Source organism: TM7 phylum sp. oral taxon 349 (assembly GCA_018127705.1).
GTDB lineage: Bacteria > Patescibacteriota > Saccharimonadia > Saccharimonadales > Saccharimonadaceae > Saccharimonas.
Genome location: CP072328.1, coordinates 642210 through 665565, shown reverse-complemented (window position 1 = coordinate 665565; position 23356 = coordinate 642210). Strand labels below are relative to the sequence as shown.

The window sequence follows — 23356 nt, the reverse complement described above, 5'->3', positions numbered from 1 at the left end:
TGAAGGATAAGTAACAGCACTGATTGAATTGCTAGGTGAGGCAGTCGTTTATAGCGGTTAGCTCTATCGGGTTTTGAGGAGATTGTGTGATTCTTCCTATTTTCTATCTAATACGACGAGATGCTCGATATGCGGCGTGCGTGGAAAAAAGTTGTAACCCTGGTGGGTGTGGATGCTATATTCCTTAGCAAGAAGGGCGATGTCGCGAGCTTGAGTGATAGGGTTGCAGCTAAGATAGATAATACGCGGTGGTGTAGCTTCAAGCAATTTGGCGACAACGTCAGCGTGTAATCCGGCGCGCGGTGGGTCGACGATGACAATGTGGTTAGGGGTGATGAAGTCGAGAGCTTTTTCGCTGGGGGCGAGGATGGCGCGGGCATTGGCGCGCCCGAGGGCGGCGATGTTGCGTTGCATTTCAGCGACAGCGAACTCGTTGATTTCAATGAGCGTGACGTTATCGCCGCCAACGGTCAGTCCGATTGTGCCGACGCCGGCGTAGAGGTCAATCACCGAGGGGCTCTTTCTGTTGAAATTATTGCCAGCAAGTGTTGTATATTTTGGATAGGAAACCCACTCTTGTATATCACGCAAAGCTTGCTCGTATGTAGGTATATTTACCTGAAAAAATCCCTCGCAAGCATAGCGAAATGGCGTGCCAAGAATTGTATCGGTGAGTGTGGTAACGCCAAATTTTGCGAGGCGTGCGGTGATGCGGCTAGCTGGACTGCGTGGGTCAGAATAGATGATTTCCCCGCCCTGCGCGGATAGTGCCTCTGCCTCTTCGTGCGTAATGGCGTCTGCTAGTCTATCTTTTATGTACAGCTGCCAAACGCAGCTTCCCTGTTGATTGCTACGAATGAGTAATGTTTTTAATTGGCGAGCAGATATATGTTTGCGGCGTAGTATATCGCGGACACTATGCGCGAGCGCTATGACTTCGGGCGGCAATAAACTACATTCATTGACGATGATTTTGCCTTTGCTGCCACGACGGAAGAATGCGAGGTCAAGCGTATCGGGGTACGATTCGCCTGCTCTCTCGCTAAACCAGCTAAATTCTACCTTATTGCGGTATTGAAATTCGCGTCCATCAGTATACACGTTGATTTTGTGCGGCAATACAATAGTATGCAGCTTAAAGGCTTCTTCAATCAGCGCTGCCTTGTAGCGCTGTTCGGCGCTAAACGTCATGATTTGCCACGGGCTTGTACTCAGGTAGCTATCGGCGTCGCGCGGTGCGATGCGCTCGGGCGAGGCGTGTAGGACTTCGGTGACGCTACCTTCAACAAAATGCGCTTTCTTTTTTGTTACGCGAAATGTCACGGTCTCGTCTGGCAATCCACCCCACACGAAGCATTTGCGTCCATCGCTTAGCGTTCCGAGTGCTTGCCCGCCGCCGACAATCTTTTCGAGCGTCACTGTTTCGTATCGTGGCTGTTTCACTATCCTATCTTACCGGTTTTGCAGAGGCTTGAAAAGCTTGATTATTAGAGTTTGTGCTACAATGGGAAAAATAATGATTTGGAGTGAAAGGTAGGGCGCTACGCAGAGAATGAGGCAACGAATTTTGATATATGGCGATTCAAATGTATGGGGTGCACGTTTTGGAGGAAGCCGCATACCGTATAGTCGCCGCTGGGCGAATCAAGTGCGCCGTATGCTGCGCAGGCGGGTGGATATTGTTGTTGACGGTGTATGTGGACGTGTTGCAGGCAGTTTTCGTACTGATAAGCCGCATAAAAATGGACACGATTATTTTGTTGAATGTTTACATGCAGCACTTCCCGTCGACTTGGTGATTATTGCACTCGGTACGAATGATTTGCAGCAACGATTTCACCGAGCGGCCGATGATATCATAGCTGATTTAACATGGTATGCTGAATGCGCTAGTGGTGTGCGCGTCGTATATATTTTGCCGCCACCGTTTGCGGTTGACGATACATCTGGGCCGGAATTTACATCGAAGTCGCTTGCGGTACAGCAGCAGCTAATAACGCGTCGTACCGAGCTGGGCGATACGATTGTGCTGGGTAGGCTTCCGCTGTCTGACGGATTACATTTTTCGCCACGCGGGCACGACAGAGTTGCAAAAATAGTCAGAAATTACATTCAAGAAAGGTTGTAATGGAAAAGAAGCCTCTATTGCAAGATATTGGTCGAAAGATGAGAATTAAGGCTAAAGGTGATGCACATATCGAAAATCCATCTCTGATTGTCGCAAACCACACGAGCCTGCTTGATATATTTGCCGTCCCGTACGTTTTGTCTGAAGCCTGCCAGGTAGTGATGAGCTCACGGCTTATGTGGAAGCGTGACACAGAGGAGCACAAAGCGCGTCGGCGGCTTATTGAGCAGACTCTGTATGGCATTCCGCTTGAAGTTCATGGCGGGCGCGATAGAGTTGAAGTCGGGCTTGATATGGCGGTGCGAGCAATCCAAGATGGCTGGTCTGTGCTGGTTTTTCCGGAGGGTGCATACACTGGCGAGCACCGCGTTACAAAAGGGAGAACAGGCGCGTCTCGGGTGCTCTTAGCGGCGCGTGATTGTGGTGTCGACGTAGATCTACTGCCGGTTGGCATTAGCCGGGACGTGGCAATGGATGACTTGGATTCTCTTACGCCAAACGATAAGCCAATTGATGTTACGATTGGTGCACCAATCGAATACGAGACAGACTATGAAGTGTTTAAGAATACTAATGATAGCACGCAGAAACGCCGCGTCCTACAGCACGTTGTTGATATAGCAATGCGCGAAACAGCAAATCTCGCTGGGTTGCCATACGTTGACGAGCGTATTTCATTGAGGCCAAGACATACAATCGTGCTTGAAAACGGTGAAGAAATACCTGTTTAGTTCGTTTGCCCGTGCCACGCTTCTTCAGCGGTTTGCGCTTCGCCGCGCGCTGCTGGCCACACCCAGGCGTCAATCTCTGGTAAATCAACGCCGTTTGTTTTGATATAAGCGGTGTTTTCATCGATTTTCGCTTGGTAGATTGCAGCGCGGTGTTCAGCCTCTTCAAACGGCATGATACCGCACCGTCCGAGTTGCCGCAGCGCAGCGATCGCGAGATCGTAACGACTAGTCTCATTGCGTACGTGCATGTCAAATGGTGTCGTTGTGCTGCCGATCTCCTTGTAACCGCGAATGTCAAAGCGGTGCGAATGCACGTCATAGTTGAATAGAATCGACTTAAGTGTTTGCGGATAGCCGTGGAAATTGAAAATGACTGGTTTATCGTGCGTAAAGATCTCGTCGAATTTCTTTTGCGTTGCAACATTGCGTAGCGTACCAAGTCCCATGGTTGTTAGGCTGGACACATTAACGCAGCGGATTTTTGCCGCCGGACATTCGGTTTTGATGATATCAATTGCTGCCATCGTTTCCTTTGTCGGGTAGTCGCCGCAAGCTGCCATTACGATATCTGGGTTTTCATCGCTAGCGAAATCCCAAATCATCAAACCTTCGCTGACCTGCTGGCGTGCTAATTCGGTTGATAGCCAGCGTGGCTCAAGCGTTTTACCGGCAACGAGCGCGTTGATTTGACGTACGCTTGATAACATTTCTTCAAGGCATACGAGCGTGACATTGCCGTCTGATGGAAAATAAACGTTCGAAAAGTTGCTTTGGCGGCGCAGAATGTCATCAATAAAGCCAGGGTTTTGATGGCTGAAGCCGTTGTGATCTTGCCGCCAGCCGCTTGATGTGAGAATATAATTCAGGCTCGGAATCGTGCCGCGCCAAGCAACGCTACGGCTTTGTGTGAGGAATTTAGCATATTGATCAACCATGCTTGAGACAACTTGCAAGAATGCCTCGTAGCTTGCGAACATTGCGTGGCGACCAGTTAAGACGTAGCCCTGCATTAGACCTTGCATATTGTGCTCGCTGAGCATCTCCATGACGCGCCCGTCTTGCGAGAGATCCTTATCCCAGCTCATGATCGGCCACTGCCAGCTGCGGCTGGTAGCTTGGAAGATTTCATCAAGTTTATTTGAGTATGTTTCGTCTGGACTCATGAAACGAAAATTTTTGTTGTCAGCATTTTGGCGGAAGACCTCTGCTAAATAGGCACCGGCGCGTCGCATACTGCTTGAGCCGATTGTACCGGGCGTTTCGGCATCTTCGGCGAAGTCGTTGACATTCGGTAATATGAGCGGTTTATAAACACCATCGCCGCCGTGCGCGTGTTTACTCATACCGAGGCGTTTTTCAGGCGTGCTTGGCAAAATATCGCCTACGAAGTCTCCAAATCCGGTGAGCTCGCTAAACAGTTCGTTAAACTTATAGCTCTTTAGCCAGTGGTTTAATATCTTCAGTTGTTCAGGGTCGGACTTTGCCTCGCTGAGTACGGTCTGATGTGCTAGGCAATTTCCTTCAATTTTATTGCCCTCAACTTCTTTTGGTCCTGTCCATCCCTTGAGCGTGCGCATAACAATCATCGGCATGCGTGGTGCAATTTTGTCGCTGCTAGCGCGAATTTCCGCAACGAGCGCATGCGCCCATTCAAGCGCTGCCGCCATCTCGTCGTGCGGGTCAACACCTTCTTTTGTCGCGTCGACAATACGAGGTTCGTAACCGTAGCCGCTGAATAATGTCATTAGTTCGTAATTGCTCATACGCCCGAATACAGTTGGCGCGGAAATTTTGTAGCCGTTGAGATGAAGAATCGGCAGTACGACACCGTCCTTGCGCGGATTGAATAGCTTGTTCAAATGCCATGCGCCAGCGGTTGGACCGGTTTCCGCTTCACCGTCTCCTATTAAGCATGCTACTAGTAGGTTGGGATTATCCATCGCGGCACCATAGCTCGTGCTAAGTGCGTAGCCAAGCTCCCCACCCTCTAGAATGACGCCGGGTGTTTCAGGGTTTGAATGGCTAGGAAATCCGTAAGGCCAGCTAAATTCACGGCACAGTTTGCGGATGCCGGCGAGATTCGGTTGCATGCTTTGATCAAAATGCCCGAGTGTGCCTTCAAGGAACAAGTTGGCTTGTAGCGCCGGGAACCCATGTCCTGGACCAAGCACAAACATAGCATCTTGATCGTGTTGTTTTGCGAAGTAGCTGAGGTGCGCGTATGCGAAATTAATCCCCGGTCCACTGCCCCAGTGTCCTAAAATGCGCGATTTTACGTCGTCAAATGTAACGTCGCGGCTGAGTAGATGGTTTTCTGCTAGAAAGATTTGCGCCACAGTCAGGTAATCAACCGCACGCAAATATTGTTTGATAGATTGTTTATCGTGTGTCTTCATATTGACTGTATTATAAAGCTTATGGTTAGTTTTGGCTAGATGGGCTGTAGCTTGTAGCGATAATAATAGTATAATGGCGCTATGAAACGGCGTGTAGCAACTCATGGGCAGCATTTCTTGCGCGGTTCGCGACTAATCGGCGAGTTAGTTGGGCACAGCAATATCCGCCGGCGCGACACAGTGATTGACATTGGCGCAGGCAGTGGCGCGATTTCAGCGGTATTGGCGCGTCGGGCGGCGTGTGTGATAGCATATGAAAACGAGTCACAAGCGCTTATACTTTTGCGGCGTAATATGGCGCGTTATGGCAACGTGAAAATCGTAGCACAGGATTTTTTGCGCGCTGAGTTACCGCGTGAGCCATATAAGGTTTTTGCGAATATTCCTTTTTCTTTGAGTTCAAAGATCGTCGCAAAGCTAGCATTTGCTGATACCCCACCCCGCGCGATATACTTGATTGTGCAAAAGCAGTTTGCTCAGAAGTTAGTGCTGGACTCAGCGCATTTTCATAGTGCACTCGGACAAGCATTGGCGCCATGGTGGGCGGTGCGGATTCGCCGTCCGCTGCGTCGCAGTGATTTCACGCCGCCGCCTGCGGTTGATACGGTGCTATTGGAGCTGAAGCTACGTGCTGAACCATTGCTTGATCCTGCTCTAGCGCGCAATTTTAGTGCGTTTGTTTACAATTGCTACCATGATTCGCGAGCGTTTCGGCGGTTGTATCATGGTGATTTGAAGCCTTCGCAGCTAGATACTCAGCAGTGGCTAGCGTGTTTTTCGAAATCCGTAGAGGCAGGCATGATCGACTAATCCAAAGGCTGAATGTCGCGATAGGACAATTGGGTTTAGCCAACTAGCATAGAACAAGCGTAGAATGTAGGCAGGCTAATTGATCATTAAATAGTTTATTGGTGCTCTGGGCTAGATAATTGCACCCATCCCGCATTAGTCATTTCCAATTAAAAATAGCATGTGGTATAATTACTCTACCTGCAGTCGGTGATAGTGGGTCGTCGCCAAGTGGTAAGGCACTGGGTTTTGGTCCCAGCATTCGCAGGTTCGAATCCTGCCGACCCAGCCATTTTAGAGAGTAGATCCAAATTGTCGCTCAAATGGGCGATTTTTTGATTGAGATTTTTAATTCTTGCCAAAGGCAGAAAACTGCTTTCTGCTCCCGCCCTAGAAGCAGTTTTTGAGCCAACTCTAATAGAGTTATAAGCTTTCGTGTTTTTATCGGTCGATAAAACGAATCGCTCGTATGACTATTTTGCTAGCACAAGCTTTCGCTTTTGCGAGCATGTATCAAAATCTATATCTTCTGGCAACAATTTCGGCAAGTGTACCCCTATTCGTTCTGGAATATCAAGATATGTTAGTATTGCGTCGTTCACCATGTATACTAGGTCTTCCGGTGTCTTACCCTCGGTGACGATAAGCTCACTGATCTTTTTTGCCATCAATCTTCACCACGCGAGCGGTGTAGCGCTTGATTGCGTATCGTAGCCAGTTTTAACCTGAATGCCTCGCGGCTGCTTGTGCTGGTACGCGGCGAGCTCTTTTATTCCACGCGATTAAATAGATTTTGTATGGTTGTAAGAATTGATGTCATAGCGACATTATACCGCGAAAAAGTATACGACCATCGCCCGCCTATCTCCGAATTGTTCAAGTCGTGATTTTTGCTGCCGTTATTTACCGTTCTTGTGCGGTTGGGCGGTCTCTTCTACCTGTCCTAGAATAAGCTCCTGCGAGTTCTATATTAGATTAGTGATTAGTCTTTTCTCTTGGTTGCAGATTCTTCTGTAACATCATTAATTAATTTGCCAAAATCAATTGCATTTTTAGGAGTGATAACAGGTTGCCCGGTTTCTTTTTCAAGAGTTTCTTTAGCAACTTTTGCTACATCGCCACCACGCTTGGCAACTCTCTTATTCTCTTCAAGCCCCTGAGGATTAGATGTGTTGGCAATATCTTTTGTGGCTGTTTCTGCAAGCATGTTTAAAATAAGCTCTGTTGTCGACATATTGTCTCTTAAGTTTTGTTTTTTCAATCCCTTGAAGTCTTTGTACTGTCTTGTTGTCAGTCCGCTCCAGGCTTTAGAGATTTCGTTGGTTAGAATAGCGTATTCTTTGCCTTCTTTTACGCCGTGATCGTGCCAAGCGTCTGTTAATTCCTTTCTCACTTGAATAGCTTGTAGTCTCTGATTAATCCATTCTCTTGAGTAGCCTTTTCTTACGTAAGTCTCCAAAGCTCTATCAATAGTAAGCTCTGGGTCAATGATCTCATCTATTCTTTCTTTACCAACTTCTGCTAACCACATTTTAAATGGTTCTGCCTTTGGCGATGGTATAGATTGAATAATGCGGAATATACCTTGCATATCAGCTGTGTCTGTATTGTACTTTTTGCCGTCTGAAGATTCTAATTTCAGTTGTACGATTTTTCCGTACAACTGGATCGCGCCCTCCTCGTCTTTCATTTTTCTCTTTAAGTCACTCCAGTATCTTCTTGGGTTCTTGCTTTCTGTTAATACTCCAATAATATCTACAATACTGAAATACCACTCTTCTTTTTCATTGTCCCAGACTGAGCGAATTTGGTTTCCCTCAAATAATTTAATTTCATTATTCATAAAGCTTCTCCTATCTGCTGGCGTACTGCTTGCAGCCTTATTCTTGCAATAACTACTCTAAATAGTACATCGACGATTAGCTTTCTTAGTTTTAAATTTTGGCAGAATATCTAGATTCTAATATTATAGATCACTGCTGTTATTATTATGACACAAAACTTCGTAGGACAATTAAGGGTGACAGAGTAAATATAGCTCAAGATATCTTGTTTTTTTACCTTTATGATCATATGCGGATTCTTAATGCTAGACGATCTGTTCTTTGACCGCTCAGCCAAAATCGGGTTTATTTAATTTGCCTGGGTTTGCCCGCTAAAACCCATAGCTTGGAAGTATTCCGCGCACTCTATCGGTTTTGCTGCTAGTCTTGTTGGATGCGTATAGCGGAGTTGTGTTATGTCTTTCTCAATCTTCTTAGGTTGCTCGCTTTGTTACTCCTGCCAAGCTGAGTAGTTGTATTATTAAAAACACCTTGTCTTTATTCTACGTGCAGAAATACATACTTTTGATTGCAGCATATTTTATGCACAAATTAAATTTGTTAGGAGAGGTGTCGCAATAATTATTGCAATTCAACATATCAAAAAGAGTAGATTCGTATTACGTGATACTAAACGCCTAGATGTTACAAATGCAACGATACTGGCAACATGTAGAGATGATTATATTATTAAACAATAACAGATATCTTATATTGTACAACATTAGCACTTGCACTGCCTGCTTGATCTAAGCGGACTGATTTTGTATAGATTTTGACTCATCCATGATCATTTGTATGAGTCGTCTTACGAAGCCGGGATCTATTCGTTTTGACTCTGCATAACTTGCTCTATCGTCAAGAACTTCTGATTCTCGGAGTTTATCTAATACATGTATGCCATTAAGCTGTTTTTGCATACCTATTATCCTCGCAGCGTCAAATCTTTCAGATAATAAATCGATCAATAGCTTGTCGACTTCGTCTATGCGGTTTCGTTGTTGATCTATTATTTCATTCATCTACAATTTCCTTCACAATTCTTTGATAATTATTTGGCTGCTTAAAGTCTCTAGATGGACAGCAGCTGATACATTGCGGCTCAGTTGAGAGAGTCTGCGGGCAATTCCCATCTATGCCGATTGGCGAACGTGACCACTTTCGGCAGCCGAGAATACGGTATCAAGCTCCTGCGAAGAATATCCAGCGATAATTTTTCCAGATTTTAGATCACATTCTTTTATTGGACCGTATTTTGCTGTGTATGGAGGCTTTTTTGAATTGACGACAGCTGCCGTTGTGTCTCCATAACATAGGTGCCAATTCTCATACGGATACATAGATAGTCCACTTTTTCGTGCTAAGTATTCAAGAACTTTACGATTTTGCCATTGATGCTGCGTTACGAATTCTGTATTTAGGCGAACAATTTCACCTCCGCCAGGATAACCTTGTCCTATATCAAGAAATTCGCGGGAGGTGCCGTCATACATACTGACATCAACAGCAGCTCCTGCTTTATGAGCGGCAAAACGCGGAGTAAATGCTGTTTTTGATTTTGCTTCTAATAGTATCTCTTGGTCAATCCATTCTGGATGAGATTGTCTAGCCATATCTATGCGTCGCAGAAATAAGCCTTCCTGTACGCCAGTTGGACGGAACCCATCTTGAAAATGGAGCTTGATATTAAATGCTAATAAGTTATGAGCTAGCTCGGTAAGCTTCTCTGCTACAGAACCGCGCACAAGAAACAATTTTTTCTTGCCAGCCCATTCGCCGCAGGCTTCATGATATCCTTGATTGGTAAATGTCCATATTCCGGTAGTGGCTTCGGGCAATTCTCTAAGGTCTACCAATGGCTCCCGGCACTCATTTATTTGAACTGATGCTACTTTTTGGCGGAAATACTCAGCATTTTTAGCTGATCGCATAGTCTCTTTAGCGTTTATCTTGGCTAGACTGTCGCTTGATAGCTTATGTGCTAAAAACCTTCGTGCGGCACCCTCTTCAATAATAGATATCGCTATGTTTCGAAATTGATTACTCTTCAGCTTCTTGCCCCATTCAATTTCAAATTGCGCTAAATTAAAGTCGGTAGATAACAATCCGTAGCTATCGTATATATGGTTTCTTGTCTTCATATAGAGTATCCCCATCCATGCGTTGGCTTAAATATGACGCTATAATCATCGTTAAGGTGTAATTGCTGGGTGGTGATGTCGGAAATGAGGCGCTCCTGAGGAAGGGACACGTCGCCAGGAATCTTAAAGTTTAATGTAAGGCAGTAGGCGGCGAGAGATAATGTCATCATTCTCCCTGGTGTCGCTTCAAACATTCCTCCGACCATCACTTCTTTTCCTATTGACTTCGCATAGTTAGCGATCTCAACGCACTTTACAAAAGATCCTATCCTACCAGGCTTAAGATTGATGATATCCGCTAGTCCTTCGCTTAGAGTTGTCTTAGCGTCTTTTAGCGATTTTATAGCGTCGTCTACCGTAATAGGTGTCTGTAGCTTGAGTTTTTGCGCTAATGATCGATGTGCGTCTAGTCCGAACACTCTTCCGGCACGAGATACAGGTTCCTCAATCGTTAATAGATTGAGTTCATCTATGAGATGTAACATATGAATGTGCGTTTCATTCTCGGGGTCAAACATGCCGTTGGCATCTACCGCACAATCTATATTAGGATACATTTTCTGAATTTGCCGTAAAGATGATAGCAGTGTATAGCAGTTCTCTGGCGATACTTTAAATTTTAGTCGTTTTGCCCCGTCCTTTACTGCATTATTTGCTGCAGATATGATGCTATTTCTATCTTTTTCTGTGATACTTTTACCATACGGTATATACCTCACAGCACTGGACGGCTTATTGTCTAGGTAGCTAACGACGCTTCTTTTATGCGAGCGAGCGACAGCATCTAAAATAGCCGCTTCGACGGTCATGCGAGCAGTTGCGAAATTTCCGCCAAGATCAACTGAGTTTATGCGATTTATCGTCTCTGAAACCGTTAGCTTGTTATTTGTGAGACTAGTTAATATGCGGCTTATGTTTTGCTGTAGATTACCCGAATAGTCGTCATACATCGGAATCTGTATAGGTAGAGATGTCCCTTCCGCTGCGCCGCGGACTACTTTGTTGTCAACCTCAGCTTCAATTGTAAGCCAGGCTGATGGTCTTGTCGTTATAGTGCCGAAGGGTAGATGCACGGGATTTGTAAAAGGTATTTCAATAAGCTCTACGAAATAGTGCTTTATTCGTATATTACTTTTTAGGATATTTTCCATTTATTTGTCTATCACCTCGTGTACAATCAGCTCAATTGGATCAAGGATGTAGTTAAGCTTTAAATGACTCCCAACTACTGACAGTTCGGTGCAGCCGAGAACGATAACTTCGGCGCCGCGGGCGTGGAGTTTTTGTACTTCACGCTCAAGTACTGGTGTAAGCTTATTGCTTGGCGTGCCAGAGATCACGCTGCGAATAATTTCTTCTATCGCCTTTATGCTAGCGCTATCGGGCGTTAATACGTCGTCGCCATATAAGCGTTGTCTAATAGTTGTCGGTGATGCGACAAGACCAACATGTCTACCCCTAAACTGTTTTTGTGCAAGACTAATGAGCGAAATGAGCTTGCCTCTGGTGGCCGCTTGGATGTCGTCATACAATATATGAGCAGTGTTACAGGCGATAAAACCTACATCAACCGATGACATGTCAATCTCTTTCAGGCATGTCAAAATATAGTTTTTTGCAGCTTCCTTTTTTGTTTCATCGGATATAAAGTCCTCCACGTTAAGTGATAAATGGGTGATGCGTGGATAGTCACTGTTACCGGTATTTTGATAATGCTCTTGATAGGTTTCAATCAAGCGCTTATGGGCATGGATGCTTGCTTGCGGACCCATGCCGCCAATGATAAGGATGTGCTTTTGCATATCTCCTCCTGGATTATTTGATCATTTGCCAAGATACTATGTTGGCATCACCACGGTCATAGTCCAGGTTGTCATATGATATAGTTTTTGTTTGTGGTCTTTCGTCTGTAAGCATGCCATCATATACGGCTCTTACTACATAGCGACCTAGAGTAAACTTTCGTATTCGGTTTTGTTCTTGCATGCGCTCAAGCGCAGATGTTATCCCCCTCTCGACTTTTGGGTTCTGCGTTCTTGTATATATATTCAACAGACCTGATTTTTCAGTAAACGCTAAACGTCTATCATTTAAACTAGAGTATAATCCTAAGCCTTGGTATGCTTTGGCGATCGCTGCTGCGGCAAAATAAGCACATGGATACACGAGCGACGTGTGTTCAATCCCTTTATTGTCAGCAGTCTCAACTGCTAGCGCGCTAAACCCGGCGACATTATTGTCACTGTCAAGTCCGATGAGTAATTGATCGCCCTGCATATGAGAGAGAGCGTCCTCGGGGCTAATGCCCCCCCCCGAATGCACTTCCTACACATTCAGCAATCCCATCTATGTACTGCTGCGAAAGATCGTTGCTTGATGCTATATCGCGCAATTCTATTATCTGAAAATGTTGCTTTCTCATATTACGTAAATCCTGTAAAGTATTTTATTAAAAGGCTAACTATAATTTTAGACTATCATAGTGATATTTTGATGTCAAAAATGTGTGATTCTTGCGGGTATTTTGAATAATGGAGTCATAGCAATTTAAGTAGTCTGGCACTTCTTACTGCTAAATGTTGGTATGGTAGGCATAACGAATACTCTTTAGCGGGTTAGTTGTTGGTTTGTATATTTTATGTATGCTTCTTATGCATACTTTAATTTTACCGACTATTTTAGGGCAATTTATTCACCTTATAGCTCTTTTGCAGTAATAGTGAGCTTCTTTCTTATTAAACATAGATGATGCCTCGTATTGCTTAGGTTTGGAATACAAATATTGATTTAAGTCAATAACGATGTTGAAGTCGCTAATAGCTGTTGGGTATGTGCTCATACTATAATTAATAGTAGCATGCAGGGAGTGATATCGTAAAGTCTCGAATGCCTTTGTCGCATCCGTTATGCGTTGACGCTTGGACTGCGAATTGTTATTGTGAAGACAGTTAAAAGTAAGGAAAAGTATGGAGACGAACAAAAAACTTATCACCGCAGCGGGAGGCAATGGCACAGTAATTGAGATTCTTGATCATACGCTTCTTCGGCGAGATTACGAGTCGCGTGGCAAGATTCTTGAGCGCGATTTTACCGCGCGCGGCGTTGAGCAGGCCGGTTTCCTCATTCCGAGTGAACGACACTTTGAAATGGCTGGTGGCGAATTTTGCGGTAATGCGACACGCGCTGCAGCTGTCTTGCTTAGTCAAGTGCAGGATGAAAATAATGTATCTTTTTCAGTTTCTGGATTTAATGGCGTTGTTAGCGCTTCTGTTGAACGGCGAAGTAATACTACCTTTTTCGTTAAGGCTTCGTTTCCAGGCATGAAAATTGGGATAAAAACTGTACCGCTTGAAAACGGTACAGTTGTCTCAATTGTTGATTTGGGCGGTATTGTGCATGTGATCATTGAAGGGGTTCTTCCTGCTGATTATATTCCGCAACACCGTCAAATTGTTAAGTATCTTGGACTGCGCAATCGTGATGCTGTTGGTGTTGTTTGGTATCAAAAAGCGACGTCGGATACGATTACGATTCATCCTGTTGTATGGGTGCGAGCGGTAGACACCTGCTACTATGAATCATCATGCGGATCGGGAACTATTGCGGTTGGTAAAGTTACGGGCAGTCAGTTGATCACTCAGCCAACCGGTAAGACTATTTCGGTCGAGTTCTTTGAAGACCGTGTAGTGTTGGCTAGTGAAATGGAAATTGTTTATTGAGGCGTACAGCATCTCTTTAGAGTAATTACTGATTTGCCTTAATCCTAAAATCTACTGGACCGTATAAAGCTGTCCTACCGTAAAATGCCGCCCATTCGCGGTCGCCATACGAAAAGTGCCACCATTCGCCGTAGAATGGCGCGAAACCTTCGGCGATCATCGCATCATGGAGGCGCCGACGGTTGGCAATTTGGTTAGCGGATAGTCCTGCTGCGTATGTTTTGATGATATCCAGATTAGAGTAATTGGCTATAGAGCTTCCCATATCAAGAGGTTTATCATTCTTGTCTACGATCGTTAAGTCGACCGCTGCGCCCATTGGATGTCCGGCAACGTCTGGTACGGCGATGAAATCGTGAGTTAAGCGTATTAAATCGTACTCAGGCATTTCCGGATTATCTTTTCGTAAGGCTGCTTTGCGTTTGCGAAAGTATGCCTGCTGAACGTTTGGGTGGCGATAGCCATATACGATACGCAGCCGCAAATCATCTTCTTGCAGGGTGTTATTGACCCTGGCTAATCTTTGAGCGACAGTATCGCGTACGATAATCAGGCTGCCGGTATAGGCGTGCATATCAGATTGTTCGTATTCTGCAATTATCGTCGGACTATATGTTCGTACATCAACCAATGGCTCTTGGCTATTGCCTGGCTGAACAGCTGCCATATCATCGTATGTCAAGATTCGTTTGTTCTGTATATTGATGTTTTTTGATGTGATCTTTGACATAAAAACCTCCCTAGATAAAATTAATAAGTTATTATATCTAAGGAACGAGAGGTAATTAAAAAAGGAACCTCCCGCGGTCCCATCCTTATTCTATGATTCATTACTGAATTATAGCGCTCAGTACCGGCTCTACGAATGGATCGCGATTTCGGTTGTGTAACTTTACGGCTTCACTCCCGTGGTGTATTTTGACACCCAGCTCGTTCCGGCGTGACTGGAACTCAGACGCTTTATAGTACATAGTGTATATGAAGATGCTGTACCGCGCAAGACTTACAGTATGACTTTCCTGATAACATTTGCGGTAACATGGGCTGTTAAGTAAATCAGCGTAAACTTTTTAGGTAATTTTGTTTAGCGAATTTTGGTCATAAATCCCTTAATTGAGATCGTTCCTCTTCGGTTAGTTCTCTTCGGTTGAAGTATTCTTTTATCTCGTCTTCTATAAAACAGAGTACCCAAGCGAGGATGATGAATATAATCGGAAAAGCAACTAAATGTAAAGCGTAAAATAATCCAATGGGCAGACTTATAAGTAGAACTGCCAAAATAGGTATAAATGATTTTATGCTCGTTTTGCGAATAGTGTACCATTCTGTAAAGAATAACGTAATTGATATAAATAGAATTAACGTTTTCATAATGTTATCTCCGCTCTTTTCTATGGAAATTAATTAGTTTTTTAGCTGCTTCGTAGGACACTTCACCATCAAGAGCCAGTTGTTTAACTAAGCTGGTAAACGTATCGTTGTCCAGCGGGCTGCTAGAAGCTTTTTGAATCAACTTGTCTAGGCGTAACCGAATAGTTGGATAAGAGACATTGTAATATTTAGCCATTTCTTTTAGAGAGCCCGAATTAATAATAAATTGCCTTGTGAATTCAAGATCTTCTTCGGTTAATAAGGTCAGCCACTGAGGAAGTTTGTTCGTAGATATCTTTGCTATCTCCTTTCTATCCTCAGATTAAACCTAAATAATATTAAAGTCAAGTTTAATATTATTTAGGTTTTATTGTTTTAGCCAATTTCTTCAAACGATTTCTAATAGCCCGTTTATTGAAAAAAGGAATGCGCCGCCGATAGCAGCACATTCCTAGCTGTATTGCTTTTATGAGCTACCTTTTCTCCCCGTAGCCTTTCGTCAACTTTTTATTGCGCAACTTTAATACTACATCCGCCGCTTTTGCCAACTGCTTGCTGTGGGTGACGACGATGACGCATTTGCCGTTGTCATGAGCGGCTGAGCGTAGAGTAGCGATAATATCGCTGGCGGTGGCTTCGTCTAGGTTGCCGGTCGGTTCGTCGGCGAGAATAATTGGCGCGTCGGAAACAAGGGCGCGCGCAATTGCGACGCGTTGCTGCTGTCCGCCGGATAGTTTGAGAACGCTGCGGCGGATATGGTCGTCATCCAAGCCCATGCTGCGCAAGGTTTCGGCGGTGGCTTTTGGATTGACGAGTTTCAGGTTCTCTAATGGTGTTAGGTAGTCGATCAGATTGTAGTTTTGAAAAACCAGCGAGATGGTATGCTTGCGGTGATATGAATAGCCCTGATCGGCAATATTTTGGTCGTTGAAGAGGATTTGCCCGCCGGTCGGTTCGTCTAGACCAGCGAGCAACCCGAGCAATGTTGATTTACCGGCGCCGGATTGCCCGACGATAGCGTAGAAGTTTCCTGGCTGGAAATCGTAGCTAATGCCATTGAGCACATTGCTCGTACCGTCGGCGTATGAGTAGATAATGTTGTCGAGAGTTAATGTTGACATAAAGTCTCCTATCGTAATGTGGTTAAAATTTGTTTCGGGGTGCGGCGCAGAATAGGCGCGAGAGCTACTATACCGGAGGCGACGACTACAGCAAGACCAAGGCTGGCTGCGAGAAGGTAGCTAGCGAGTGGCGCAGCTTGCGGCTGAACGGCCAGCGTGCCGGCAACATGGCTGGAGTTATTCAATAGATTGGATGTGAGATGGTGCGATAGTGCCTGGCTACTAAGCATAGCGCCTAGCAGCGCGACGATGGCGATAAGCAATAGTTCAATCATTATTTGCTCGGCGATTTGCCGTTTGCTTGTGCCGATGGCGAGCAATGTGCCAATCTCGTGGATGCGGCTGCGTACCCAGAAAACCAACACGAGCGACAGTGTTGCTATTCCAGCGAGACTAATGCCAAGCGTACCGATGGCTAGAATGTGCTCAATGCTAGCGATGCTATTGATAACGTTGGCAAATGACGCAGCATTATCGGTTAATTCTAGTTTGCTCCACTCAAGCGGCAAAGTTTTGACGCGCCTGACGAGGTCTGGCAAAGCACGCGGGTTGGAGGAAAAGTATGTGGCGCGGGTAAGCTGCTTAGAACCAGATAGTTGCTGCGCCGCCGCTAAAGAAGTAATGATTTGGTTTTCTGCCTGATCGGACGGTAGCGGACCAGGTTTGTCGGTTTTGCCGCTGAATATGCCGGTGATAGTAAGATCAACCTGACGGTCGCCTTGCTGTAGCTGTATGCGGTTGCCTAGTTTTAACCCGTTCTTTTGTGCAAAGGCCGTGTGGACTAGTGCTGCCTGCCGGGTATTTTCGCTAATATGTTTACCCTGCTCCAGCTGGTATAGCCGCCCGGTAAATTGGCTGAGCGATTGGCTGTCGGTTGTGCCAGTGACGCCGGCTGCGGCATCGGCTTCGTTGCTGAGCTGAATACCACCGTCAATCAACGTTAATCCATTTGGTCGAGCGGTTGTTTGCACTTGGTAGTTGCGCGCTCCTATCTCAGCGAGGCGCCGCACCGTATCGGCGTCTTTTATTGGTAAGCCTTCGCCTTTAGTACCGCTCAGGCTAAAACCGGCGCGGATGTTGCGCTCAACATTCAAGCGTAAGTTTGTCATTGTCTGTCGCACTGCCACTGTGCTCATGAGCAATGTAAAGATGAGTGCTATCACTGCCAGGATGATGAGACTGCGCGTGAGCCGGCGTACCACGGCCGTCCACGCACGCGTTAGCATAGCCATCGGTTACTCCACCTCCGTCAGTAGTTCTTTTGGCGTTGATTGGGTGACTGGTCGGCTCGCGAGCAGTACCGCAGCAATGATAATGATTAATCCGACACTCCACACTGCGACGAGGTCGCTTGGCGCTACTTGCACAGAAACTTTTTCGAGCGTGCGCGACGAGATGACCGAGTCGGCATTAGCACCAAGTGATGCGCCTTTGAGCTGTGCCTCGCCTGCTTGCTTGGCGTTGTGCGCCGCTTGATTGACGATATGGTCGCCTACATGTTGTGCTACTAATCCGGCTGTGAAGAACGAAGCGCCAAAAGCGATAACCGCAATCATGACTATCTCTGCGATGTATTGCAAAACGATGTTTGATTTTGAGATGCCAGTTGCGAGTAATACGCCTGCTTCGCGTTTACGTTCGTTCATCCAGAGGAATAACACGAGGCTGATGATAACAACACTGAAGAAGCCGGTTGCGACCAACATGCCGTCAATGAGGCTGTATACGCCCTTGACTGCACCCGTTACGCCTGCTAACTCTTGGCTATTTTTAGTTAATTGATACATGCGCCAGTTAATTGGTAATTTTTCCGCTTGCTTCAGTAGTTCGTCAAGCTGTGCAGCACCTTTAGTGAAGAATGTAGCATCCTGGTAAATTTCTGTTTGCTCGGTATCTTTACTGAGCGTGCGTGTGGTAGCAATGTCGGTAAAGAACAAATTCTCAAACAGCTCGACTTGGTAAGTAGCCTGGCGTGGGTTGGTACCGCTAAACATTCCGACGATTTGTACGGTGGCTTTTTCTGTTGAGTTATGCCGGTTGTCGGTGTCGTGCGGGTTAGCTTTAAGCGTAAAGGTGTCGCCAAGCTTGCGTCCGTTTTTCTGCGCCCATTTTTCGTGTACGAGGATTTTGTGCGTATCGTTTGGCTTGATATGCCGCCCGGAGGTTAATTTAATTGAACCGGCGCGGAATTTATTTTCCAGCTCTGAAGTATTAACGCCTAATACATCAGCAGCGTTGCCGAATTGTGCCGCTTTGCTCGTATCGTAACCGCTCGTGCCGTCCGGTAGTGACACTAACTTGGTATCGGGAAAATCGCTTAAGACTTGCTGGCGTGCTACGTAATTTGTTACTCCTGGCAGGTGTTTGATTGCATTGATATCTTTGCTGGATACAGTGCCAGATCCGCGGTTCGTCCCGGGGTTTGTCCGCTGATTATTACCTAAGGTAGCGCCCGTCATGAGTGTTTTATCTAACTCTTTAGCTGCATGGTCGGTTGAATGCTTGATGGCAAACCCGCTCAGCATGATGGTTGCCATCACGAGCAAAATTGCCAGTACGATGAGGCTTTTTAGTTTTTTCCTGGCGACGTACAGCCAGGCTCGGTGCATAAATGACATAAATCTCCTTTCGTTACTTTCACATCGGAGTGTAGCACGCTAATATGAAAGTAATGTGAAATGGAGATTATGGTTTGCTGGTGTGAGTGGTACGGTGGTTGGCTATGGTAGTCTGGCGTTCAGTACTAAAGTCGATTATAAAGCGCACGCCATCTTTGACTGGTGTAAATTGATACGACCAGCCGCGTGCGTCAAGGAGTAACTTTACAGTGTAAAGACCAATGCCGCTGCCAATTTTATTCGTTTTTCCCCTGCTTTGTCGTAAGCGGTAGAATGGTTCAAATACGCGGGTGCACTCGCGCGTACTGAGCGGTTTGCACTGATTTGTAACAGAGAGTACGTTATGATGAATGCGCACGCTAATCGTGCTGCCGCGATTACTGTAGCGCACGGCGTTTGAGATTACGTTTGACAAGACGCGCTGAAGCATGTCAGGATTAGCGCGGACTTTAAGCGGCGTAAGATCTGCTGCAAAGACCAGCTTCCGTGTTGACGCTAGCAATTGGTAGTCGTTGATAACATACTCTACGAGCTGGTCAACTCTCAACGTTTTTTGGCGCGCGACTGCTTGCTCGGCGGTTTGGCTAGTACGTAGCGTATCTTGTACCATAGCGGCCAGTCGGTCGACTGTTGCGAGCGATTCAGCTAATTGCTGCTCTCGCTCTGCCGCTGGTGTAACGCCGAGCTGTATATTTTCGAGCATAATTCGCAGGCTCGCAAGCGGCGTCTTGAGCTCGTGCGAAGCGGCGTGCAAAAAGGCTATTTTTTCTTTTTCGAGGCGCGTAATATGCGCGTTTTCACGTTCCAGCGACTGAATAGTGCGGCGCAAATTATCATATAGCCGGTTGACGTTGTTTCCTAGTACGGCGATTTCGTCTTGACCCTTACCTGTGTAATGCGCGTCGGGCTGCAGCTGCTGCATTGCTGTGGTAACCTTTGCTATGCGGCGGATAGGGCGCGTAATAAACTGGCTGTAGCAGTAAGAGAAGATAAGCGCCACGAGCAGAGATGCTGTCATCGTATATGGCAAAATCCGCAGCGTTGTTGCTTTTGCTTGGTTAACAGACTCGACATCGGCGAGGAGCTTGACGCTCACTATGCCCGCCGATCCGCGCACTGTCGTCGTTCTAATGATGATTGACGCCGGATCAATATGCTCGCCAGCAATTGTCACGAGGCTTGTGTCAACTGGCTGCTCAGCGATGATATTAACTGCTTGAAACCCCTGAAATGTCTCGTCTCGTCCGTCGATCGTTAGTGTGATGGTGACGTTATGACGTAGCGCAAAGCTACGGGCAGTTTGTCGCATAGTATCAGCTGATTGTCCGCGTAATTGGCGGCTTAAATCGACTATCTGGGATTCAGCCGTCTGCTGTTTTTGCTGTAAATAGACTGCTGGCATTAATAAATAAATTAACCCGTGTGCTATGATAATCATCGCTGCGAGCATGCTGATTGACGCTAGGAATGTTTTAGGAAATAACGTTAGGCGCTTCATAGCGGTAGCCGACTCCCTTCACAGTGACGATGCAATCAAGATGTAGTCGTTTGCGTAGATTTTTGACGTATACGTCAATGACGCGGTCAAATGGCAATTCCTCGTGTGTCCATAGCGCATCCAGTATTGCTTGCCGGCTCCAGACGCGTCCAGGGTGACTAACGAATAATTTCAGTAGCTGGATCTCTTTTGGTGTTAAGGCAGCGTCGCGCCCTGCGTATTGGCTAGTATAAGCTGCGAAATCTACCTCTGCTTTGCCATAATGCCAGCGTTTCGGTAGCGGCGGATGGCGGCGTAATAGCGCTTGCAGGCGTTTGTCTAAAACAGTGAGCGAAAACGGTTTGGTTACATAATCGTCCGCTAATCGATTAAAACTGCTGATTTGGGTAGCTTCGTCGCCAAGTGCGGTTACGATGAGCACCGGGACATCGCTTACCTGTCGTAATTGTTCAAGCACTTCAAGTCCCGTCATGTCTGGCAGCATAATATCAAGTATGATGATATCAGCCTGCTGGATCTGAGCGAGTGCCGATTGTCCGTCCTCTGCTGTCAGTACTCGGTAACCGCGCGTACGCAGAAATCGCCCCGTGCCTTCGCGTAGTGCCGGTTCGTCCTCAACCAGTAGAATTGTGGGGTGCGTCGTTTCCAGATCGCCGTGTGTCATATTGGCAATTATAGCATGAGGCAGAGGTCATTTATTTGCTACTTGATTTTTAACTGGTGGCACGAGAGGACTCGCTCTTCTGATTGACAACCGTTATCTTTGGTCGGTATCATAAAACCATATGCGTAACAGGTTACCGAGCGTGTTCCGGTATAAGCTGCAGTACTTGCCGTACGATATGGTTGCAGCGCTTGTAGTGACAGCGGTGACTGTGCCGAGCGCGTTAGCGCTTGCTGTAATCGTCGGTGTGCCGCCAGTGATGGGTCTGTATGCGGCGATGATCGCGCCGATTGTATTTGGATTGTTGGCGCATACGCGGCGGTTAGTAGTCGGTCCGAACTCGCCGACAGCGATTTTAGTGGCGTCCGGTGCGGCGTTGGTTGCGGCAGCGGGTACGGCTGAGTATATGAACGCGGTATTTGTACTCGGGCTGATCGCCGGCGCGATACTGATACTACTCGGCGTGGCGCGGTTCGGGTTTTTGTCGGATTTAATTTCGCGCCCGGTAATGATTGGTTTTTTGGCAGGCGTAGGCGTGCAGATTGTCGTATTGCAATTGGCGGCATTATTGGGCGTGAAAGTTGCGGGGCACGGTGAAATATGGCATTACATCGGCTCAATTATGGCGCAAATGCCGTCAATCAACGGCATGACGGTGACAGTATCAATCCTTGTCATTGGTACGATGATAGTGTTTCACCGCACGCGCGTGCCCGGCGAATTGGTTGGATTAGTTGTAGCAGCGTTATTTGCAATAATATTTCATGTACAGGACTTCGGCGTGGCGTTTGCGGGAGAATTACCGCGCGGACTGCCGCGATTTATGTTGCCGCATGTTGATTTTGATTTGGTAACGGTATTGCTGCCGACAGCGTTGTCGATCGTTGTGGTATCGCTAGTGCAGTCTACGACGATGATTCGTAATTTAGCGAGCGACCACGATGAGGACGTGGCGCTGAACCGTGATTTTGTGGCGCTTGGCGTATCGTCGATTGCGACGTCGCTGTTCCAAGGATTCTTGGCGAACGCGACGCCATCGCGTACGCAGGTGGCAAGCAATGCGGGTATGCGTTCGCAGATGACGACAATTCTGTCCGGTATCATGGTCGGCGGGCTACTGCTGTGGGGCGGATCGTTGTTTCGCTACGTGCCGCAAGCAGCGTTAGCGGCGATTGTGTGCGTTATTGGGTTTCAACTGATTCGATTTCGTGAATTGCGTAATTTGTGGATGGTGCGCTACGAAGAGTTTGTTGTTGCGATGATTGCGTTAGTATGCACGGTGCTGTTCGGTGTACAGCTCGGCGTGCTGATTGCGGTAACAGTGTCGCTGATGGAGCGCTTGCGCCGGCAATATCGCCCGCACGATACGATTTTGCTGCGCGACGGTGTACTATCGGATTGGGCGAAAGAGCGTCTTGGCCGCGAGCAAAAAATACCGCACGACGTGTTGGTGTACGGATTCGACGAATCGCTGTTTTTTGAGAATGTGAATTATTTTGTAGCGCGGCTTAAGCGAGCGATTATGCGGGCGCGCCATGCGGTGCGCTACGTGGTGATTGACGCCGGTGCGATTGACGACATTGACTACACGGCGATTGAAGAGTTGAAACGGTTGTACCGCGAGCTGAGCGAAGATGGAATTGCTATTGCTTTTGCGCATATGTCGCCGAGCCTGCGCGCGCAGTTTGATATTTACGGCATGACAGATATCATCGGCGAGCGGAATTTATACGCAACGCTAACGAAAGCGCTGGCTCATCCGGCGAGCCCGCCGGCGCGCGATATGATTTTAGACCTGAACCTTGACCCAGCGCAGTATGTTGTGGTCGGCGGCGCGGTGCTTGATATGCTGCATTTGCGCGATACGCATGACGTTGATATTGTCGTATCAAACGAGATTTACGAACAATTCCGCGCGCAAAAAACCTGGCACGAAGCCACTTGGACAAGCGGTAAGCGCGTGCTCGTACGCGGGCAGTATACGCTTATGAAAACGTGGATGGGCTGGCCGCTGCGGCAATTGCAGCGCGACGCCGAGCGTATTGAGCAAATTCCTTGCGTATCCACCGAGCGGCTTATTGACGCTAAGCGGCGCATCGGGCGGCGCAAAGATGTTTCTGATATAACGCTATTGCGCTCGCGGCGGTCAAAGCGGCGTTTGCAATAGATAATTCCTTTGACTTGCCCTTCGTGTAGCACGGAGAAGAAAATAGCCCCCAATGACTCAAGCTGATTTTTTTGGACGAAAAACGATTTAGTAAACTAAAACAAAATATCCGGAGAAGCGGAATCGGTATGCATAAATGTACTGTGTGATTGAGAAATTTATTCGGGGACTTGGTAGTCTTCTAGCGGCT

The 23356-nt window shown here is 46.7% G+C and carries 21 protein-coding genes and 1 tRNA gene; 6 read left to right on the top strand and 16 right to left on the bottom strand.

The genetic code is table 11. The annotated features are described in order from the left end of the window. Positions 1-96: 96 nt before the first annotated feature. Complete coding sequence (locus tag J5A52_03475; protein ID QUB37183.1) at positions 97-1443, bottom strand: class I SAM-dependent RNA methyltransferase; 1347 nt, start codon at positions 1441-1443, stop codon at positions 97-99. A 109-nt stretch (positions 1444-1552) separates the two neighbouring features. On the opposite strand from J5A52_03475, the gene J5A52_03470 reads away from it, so the two are divergent. Beyond that, positions 1553-2128, top strand: coding sequence for a hypothetical protein (locus tag J5A52_03470; protein QUB37182.1), 576 nt, complete (start codon positions 1553-1555; stop codon positions 2126-2128). Further along, positions 2128-2859 carry a 1-acyl-sn-glycerol-3-phosphate acyltransferase gene (locus J5A52_03465; protein ID QUB37181.1) on the top strand — a complete coding sequence of 244 codons (732 nt, stop codon included), beginning with the start codon at positions 2128-2130 and terminating at the stop codon, positions 2857-2859. The genes J5A52_03470 and J5A52_03465 overlap by 1 nt, the downstream gene beginning before the upstream one ends. On the opposite strand, the gene J5A52_03460 is transcribed toward J5A52_03465, so the two are convergent. Then, positions 2856-5255 carry a phosphoketolase family protein gene (locus tag J5A52_03460; protein QUB37180.1) on the bottom strand — a complete coding sequence of 800 codons (2400 nt, stop codon included), beginning with the start codon at positions 5253-5255 and terminating at the stop codon, positions 2856-2858. The two genes, J5A52_03465 and J5A52_03460, sit on opposite strands and share 4 nt — an antisense overlap. Positions 5256-5336: 81 nt before the next feature. On the opposite strand from J5A52_03460, the gene J5A52_03455 reads away from it, so the two are divergent. Beyond that, positions 5337-6065 carry an rRNA adenine N(6)-methyltransferase family protein gene (locus J5A52_03455; protein ID QUB37179.1) on the top strand — a complete coding sequence of 243 codons (729 nt, stop codon included), beginning with the start codon at positions 5337-5339 and terminating at the stop codon, positions 6063-6065. A gap of 196 nt (positions 6066-6261) precedes the next feature. Beyond that, positions 6262-6336 (top strand) — tRNA-Gln (locus J5A52_03450). Positions 6337-6517: 181 nt separating this feature from the next. On the opposite strand, the gene J5A52_03445 is transcribed toward J5A52_03450, so the two are convergent. From J5A52_03445 to J5A52_03415, 7 genes are all read right to left on the bottom strand, one after another. Next, entirely contained in the window at positions 6518-6712 is a 195-nt protein-coding gene (locus J5A52_03445; GenBank protein ID QUB37178.1) for a hypothetical protein, read from the bottom strand. Between the two features lie 314 nt (positions 6713-7026). Continuing rightward, positions 7027-7887: a phage antirepressor protein gene (locus J5A52_03440; GenBank protein QUB37177.1), complete on the bottom strand. Its 861-nt coding sequence runs from the start codon at positions 7885-7887 to the stop codon at positions 7027-7029. Positions 7888-8616: 729 nt separating this feature from the next. Beyond that, the gene (locus J5A52_03435; GenBank protein QUB37176.1) at positions 8617-8889 is read right to left on the bottom strand and encodes a chorismate mutase; all 273 of its coding nucleotides are present in this window, start codon (positions 8887-8889) and stop codon (positions 8617-8619) included. Between the two features lie 111 nt (positions 8890-9000). Then, positions 9001-10008, bottom strand: coding sequence for a D-alanyl-D-alanine carboxypeptidase family protein (locus J5A52_03430; GenBank protein QUB37175.1), 1008 nt, complete (start codon positions 10006-10008; stop codon positions 9001-9003). Further along, a complete protein-coding gene (locus tag J5A52_03425; protein ID QUB37174.1) occupies positions 10005-11159 on the bottom strand; it encodes a hypothetical protein in 1155 nt (384 codons plus the stop codon). Before J5A52_03425 ends, J5A52_03430 begins: the two co-directional genes overlap by 4 nt. Then, the gene (locus J5A52_03420; GenBank protein QUB37173.1) at positions 11160-11810 is read right to left on the bottom strand and encodes an aspartate/glutamate racemase family protein; all 651 of its coding nucleotides are present in this window, start codon (positions 11808-11810) and stop codon (positions 11160-11162) included. A 13-nt stretch (positions 11811-11823) separates the two neighbouring features. Further along, on the bottom strand, positions 11824-12285 hold the full coding sequence (locus tag J5A52_03415) for a hypothetical protein (protein QUB37172.1): 462 nt from the start codon (positions 12283-12285) through the stop codon (positions 11824-11826). Between the two features lie 689 nt (positions 12286-12974). On the opposite strand from J5A52_03415, the gene J5A52_03410 reads away from it, so the two are divergent. Next, a complete protein-coding gene (locus tag J5A52_03410; GenBank protein QUB37171.1) occupies positions 12975-13727 on the top strand; it encodes a hypothetical protein in 753 nt (250 codons plus the stop codon). A 25-nt stretch (positions 13728-13752) separates the two neighbouring features. Here the strand turns inward: J5A52_03410 and J5A52_03405 are convergent, their stop codons facing one another. From J5A52_03405 to J5A52_03375, 7 genes are all read right to left on the bottom strand, one after another. Next, on the bottom strand, positions 13753-14457 hold the full coding sequence (locus J5A52_03405) for a D-alanyl-D-alanine carboxypeptidase family protein (GenBank protein ID QUB37170.1): 705 nt from the start codon (positions 14455-14457) through the stop codon (positions 13753-13755). 645 nt (positions 14458-15102) lie between these two features. Next, positions 15103-15393, bottom strand: coding sequence for a DUF2089 family protein (locus tag J5A52_03400; protein ID QUB38007.1), 291 nt, complete (start codon positions 15391-15393; stop codon positions 15103-15105). A 178-nt stretch (positions 15394-15571) separates the two neighbouring features. After that, entirely contained in the window at positions 15572-16219 is a 648-nt protein-coding gene (locus J5A52_03395) for an ABC transporter ATP-binding protein (protein ID QUB37169.1), read from the bottom strand. An 8-nt stretch (positions 16220-16227) separates the two neighbouring features. Continuing rightward, positions 16228-17451, bottom strand: coding sequence for an ABC transporter permease (locus tag J5A52_03390; protein QUB37168.1), 1224 nt, complete (start codon positions 17449-17451; stop codon positions 16228-16230). Positions 17452-17454: 3 nt separating this feature from the next. Further along, entirely contained in the window at positions 17455-18837 is a 1383-nt protein-coding gene (locus J5A52_03385) for an ABC transporter permease (protein ID QUB37167.1), read from the bottom strand. Between the two features lie 67 nt (positions 18838-18904). Then, positions 18905-20335 (bottom strand): HAMP domain-containing histidine kinase, encoded by a 1431-nt coding sequence (locus tag J5A52_03380; GenBank protein QUB37166.1) that lies wholly within the window; start codon positions 20333-20335, stop codon positions 18905-18907. Next, positions 20310-20999: a response regulator transcription factor gene (locus tag J5A52_03375; GenBank protein ID QUB37165.1), complete on the bottom strand. Its 690-nt coding sequence runs from the start codon at positions 20997-20999 to the stop codon at positions 20310-20312. Before J5A52_03375 ends, J5A52_03380 begins: the two co-directional genes overlap by 26 nt. Before the next feature lie 121 nt (positions 21000-21120). On the opposite strand from J5A52_03375, the gene J5A52_03370 reads away from it, so the two are divergent. Further along, positions 21121-23166 carry an STAS domain-containing protein gene (locus J5A52_03370; protein ID QUB37164.1) on the top strand — a complete coding sequence of 682 codons (2046 nt, stop codon included), beginning with the start codon at positions 21121-21123 and terminating at the stop codon, positions 23164-23166. Positions 23167-23356: the final 190 nt, after the last annotated feature.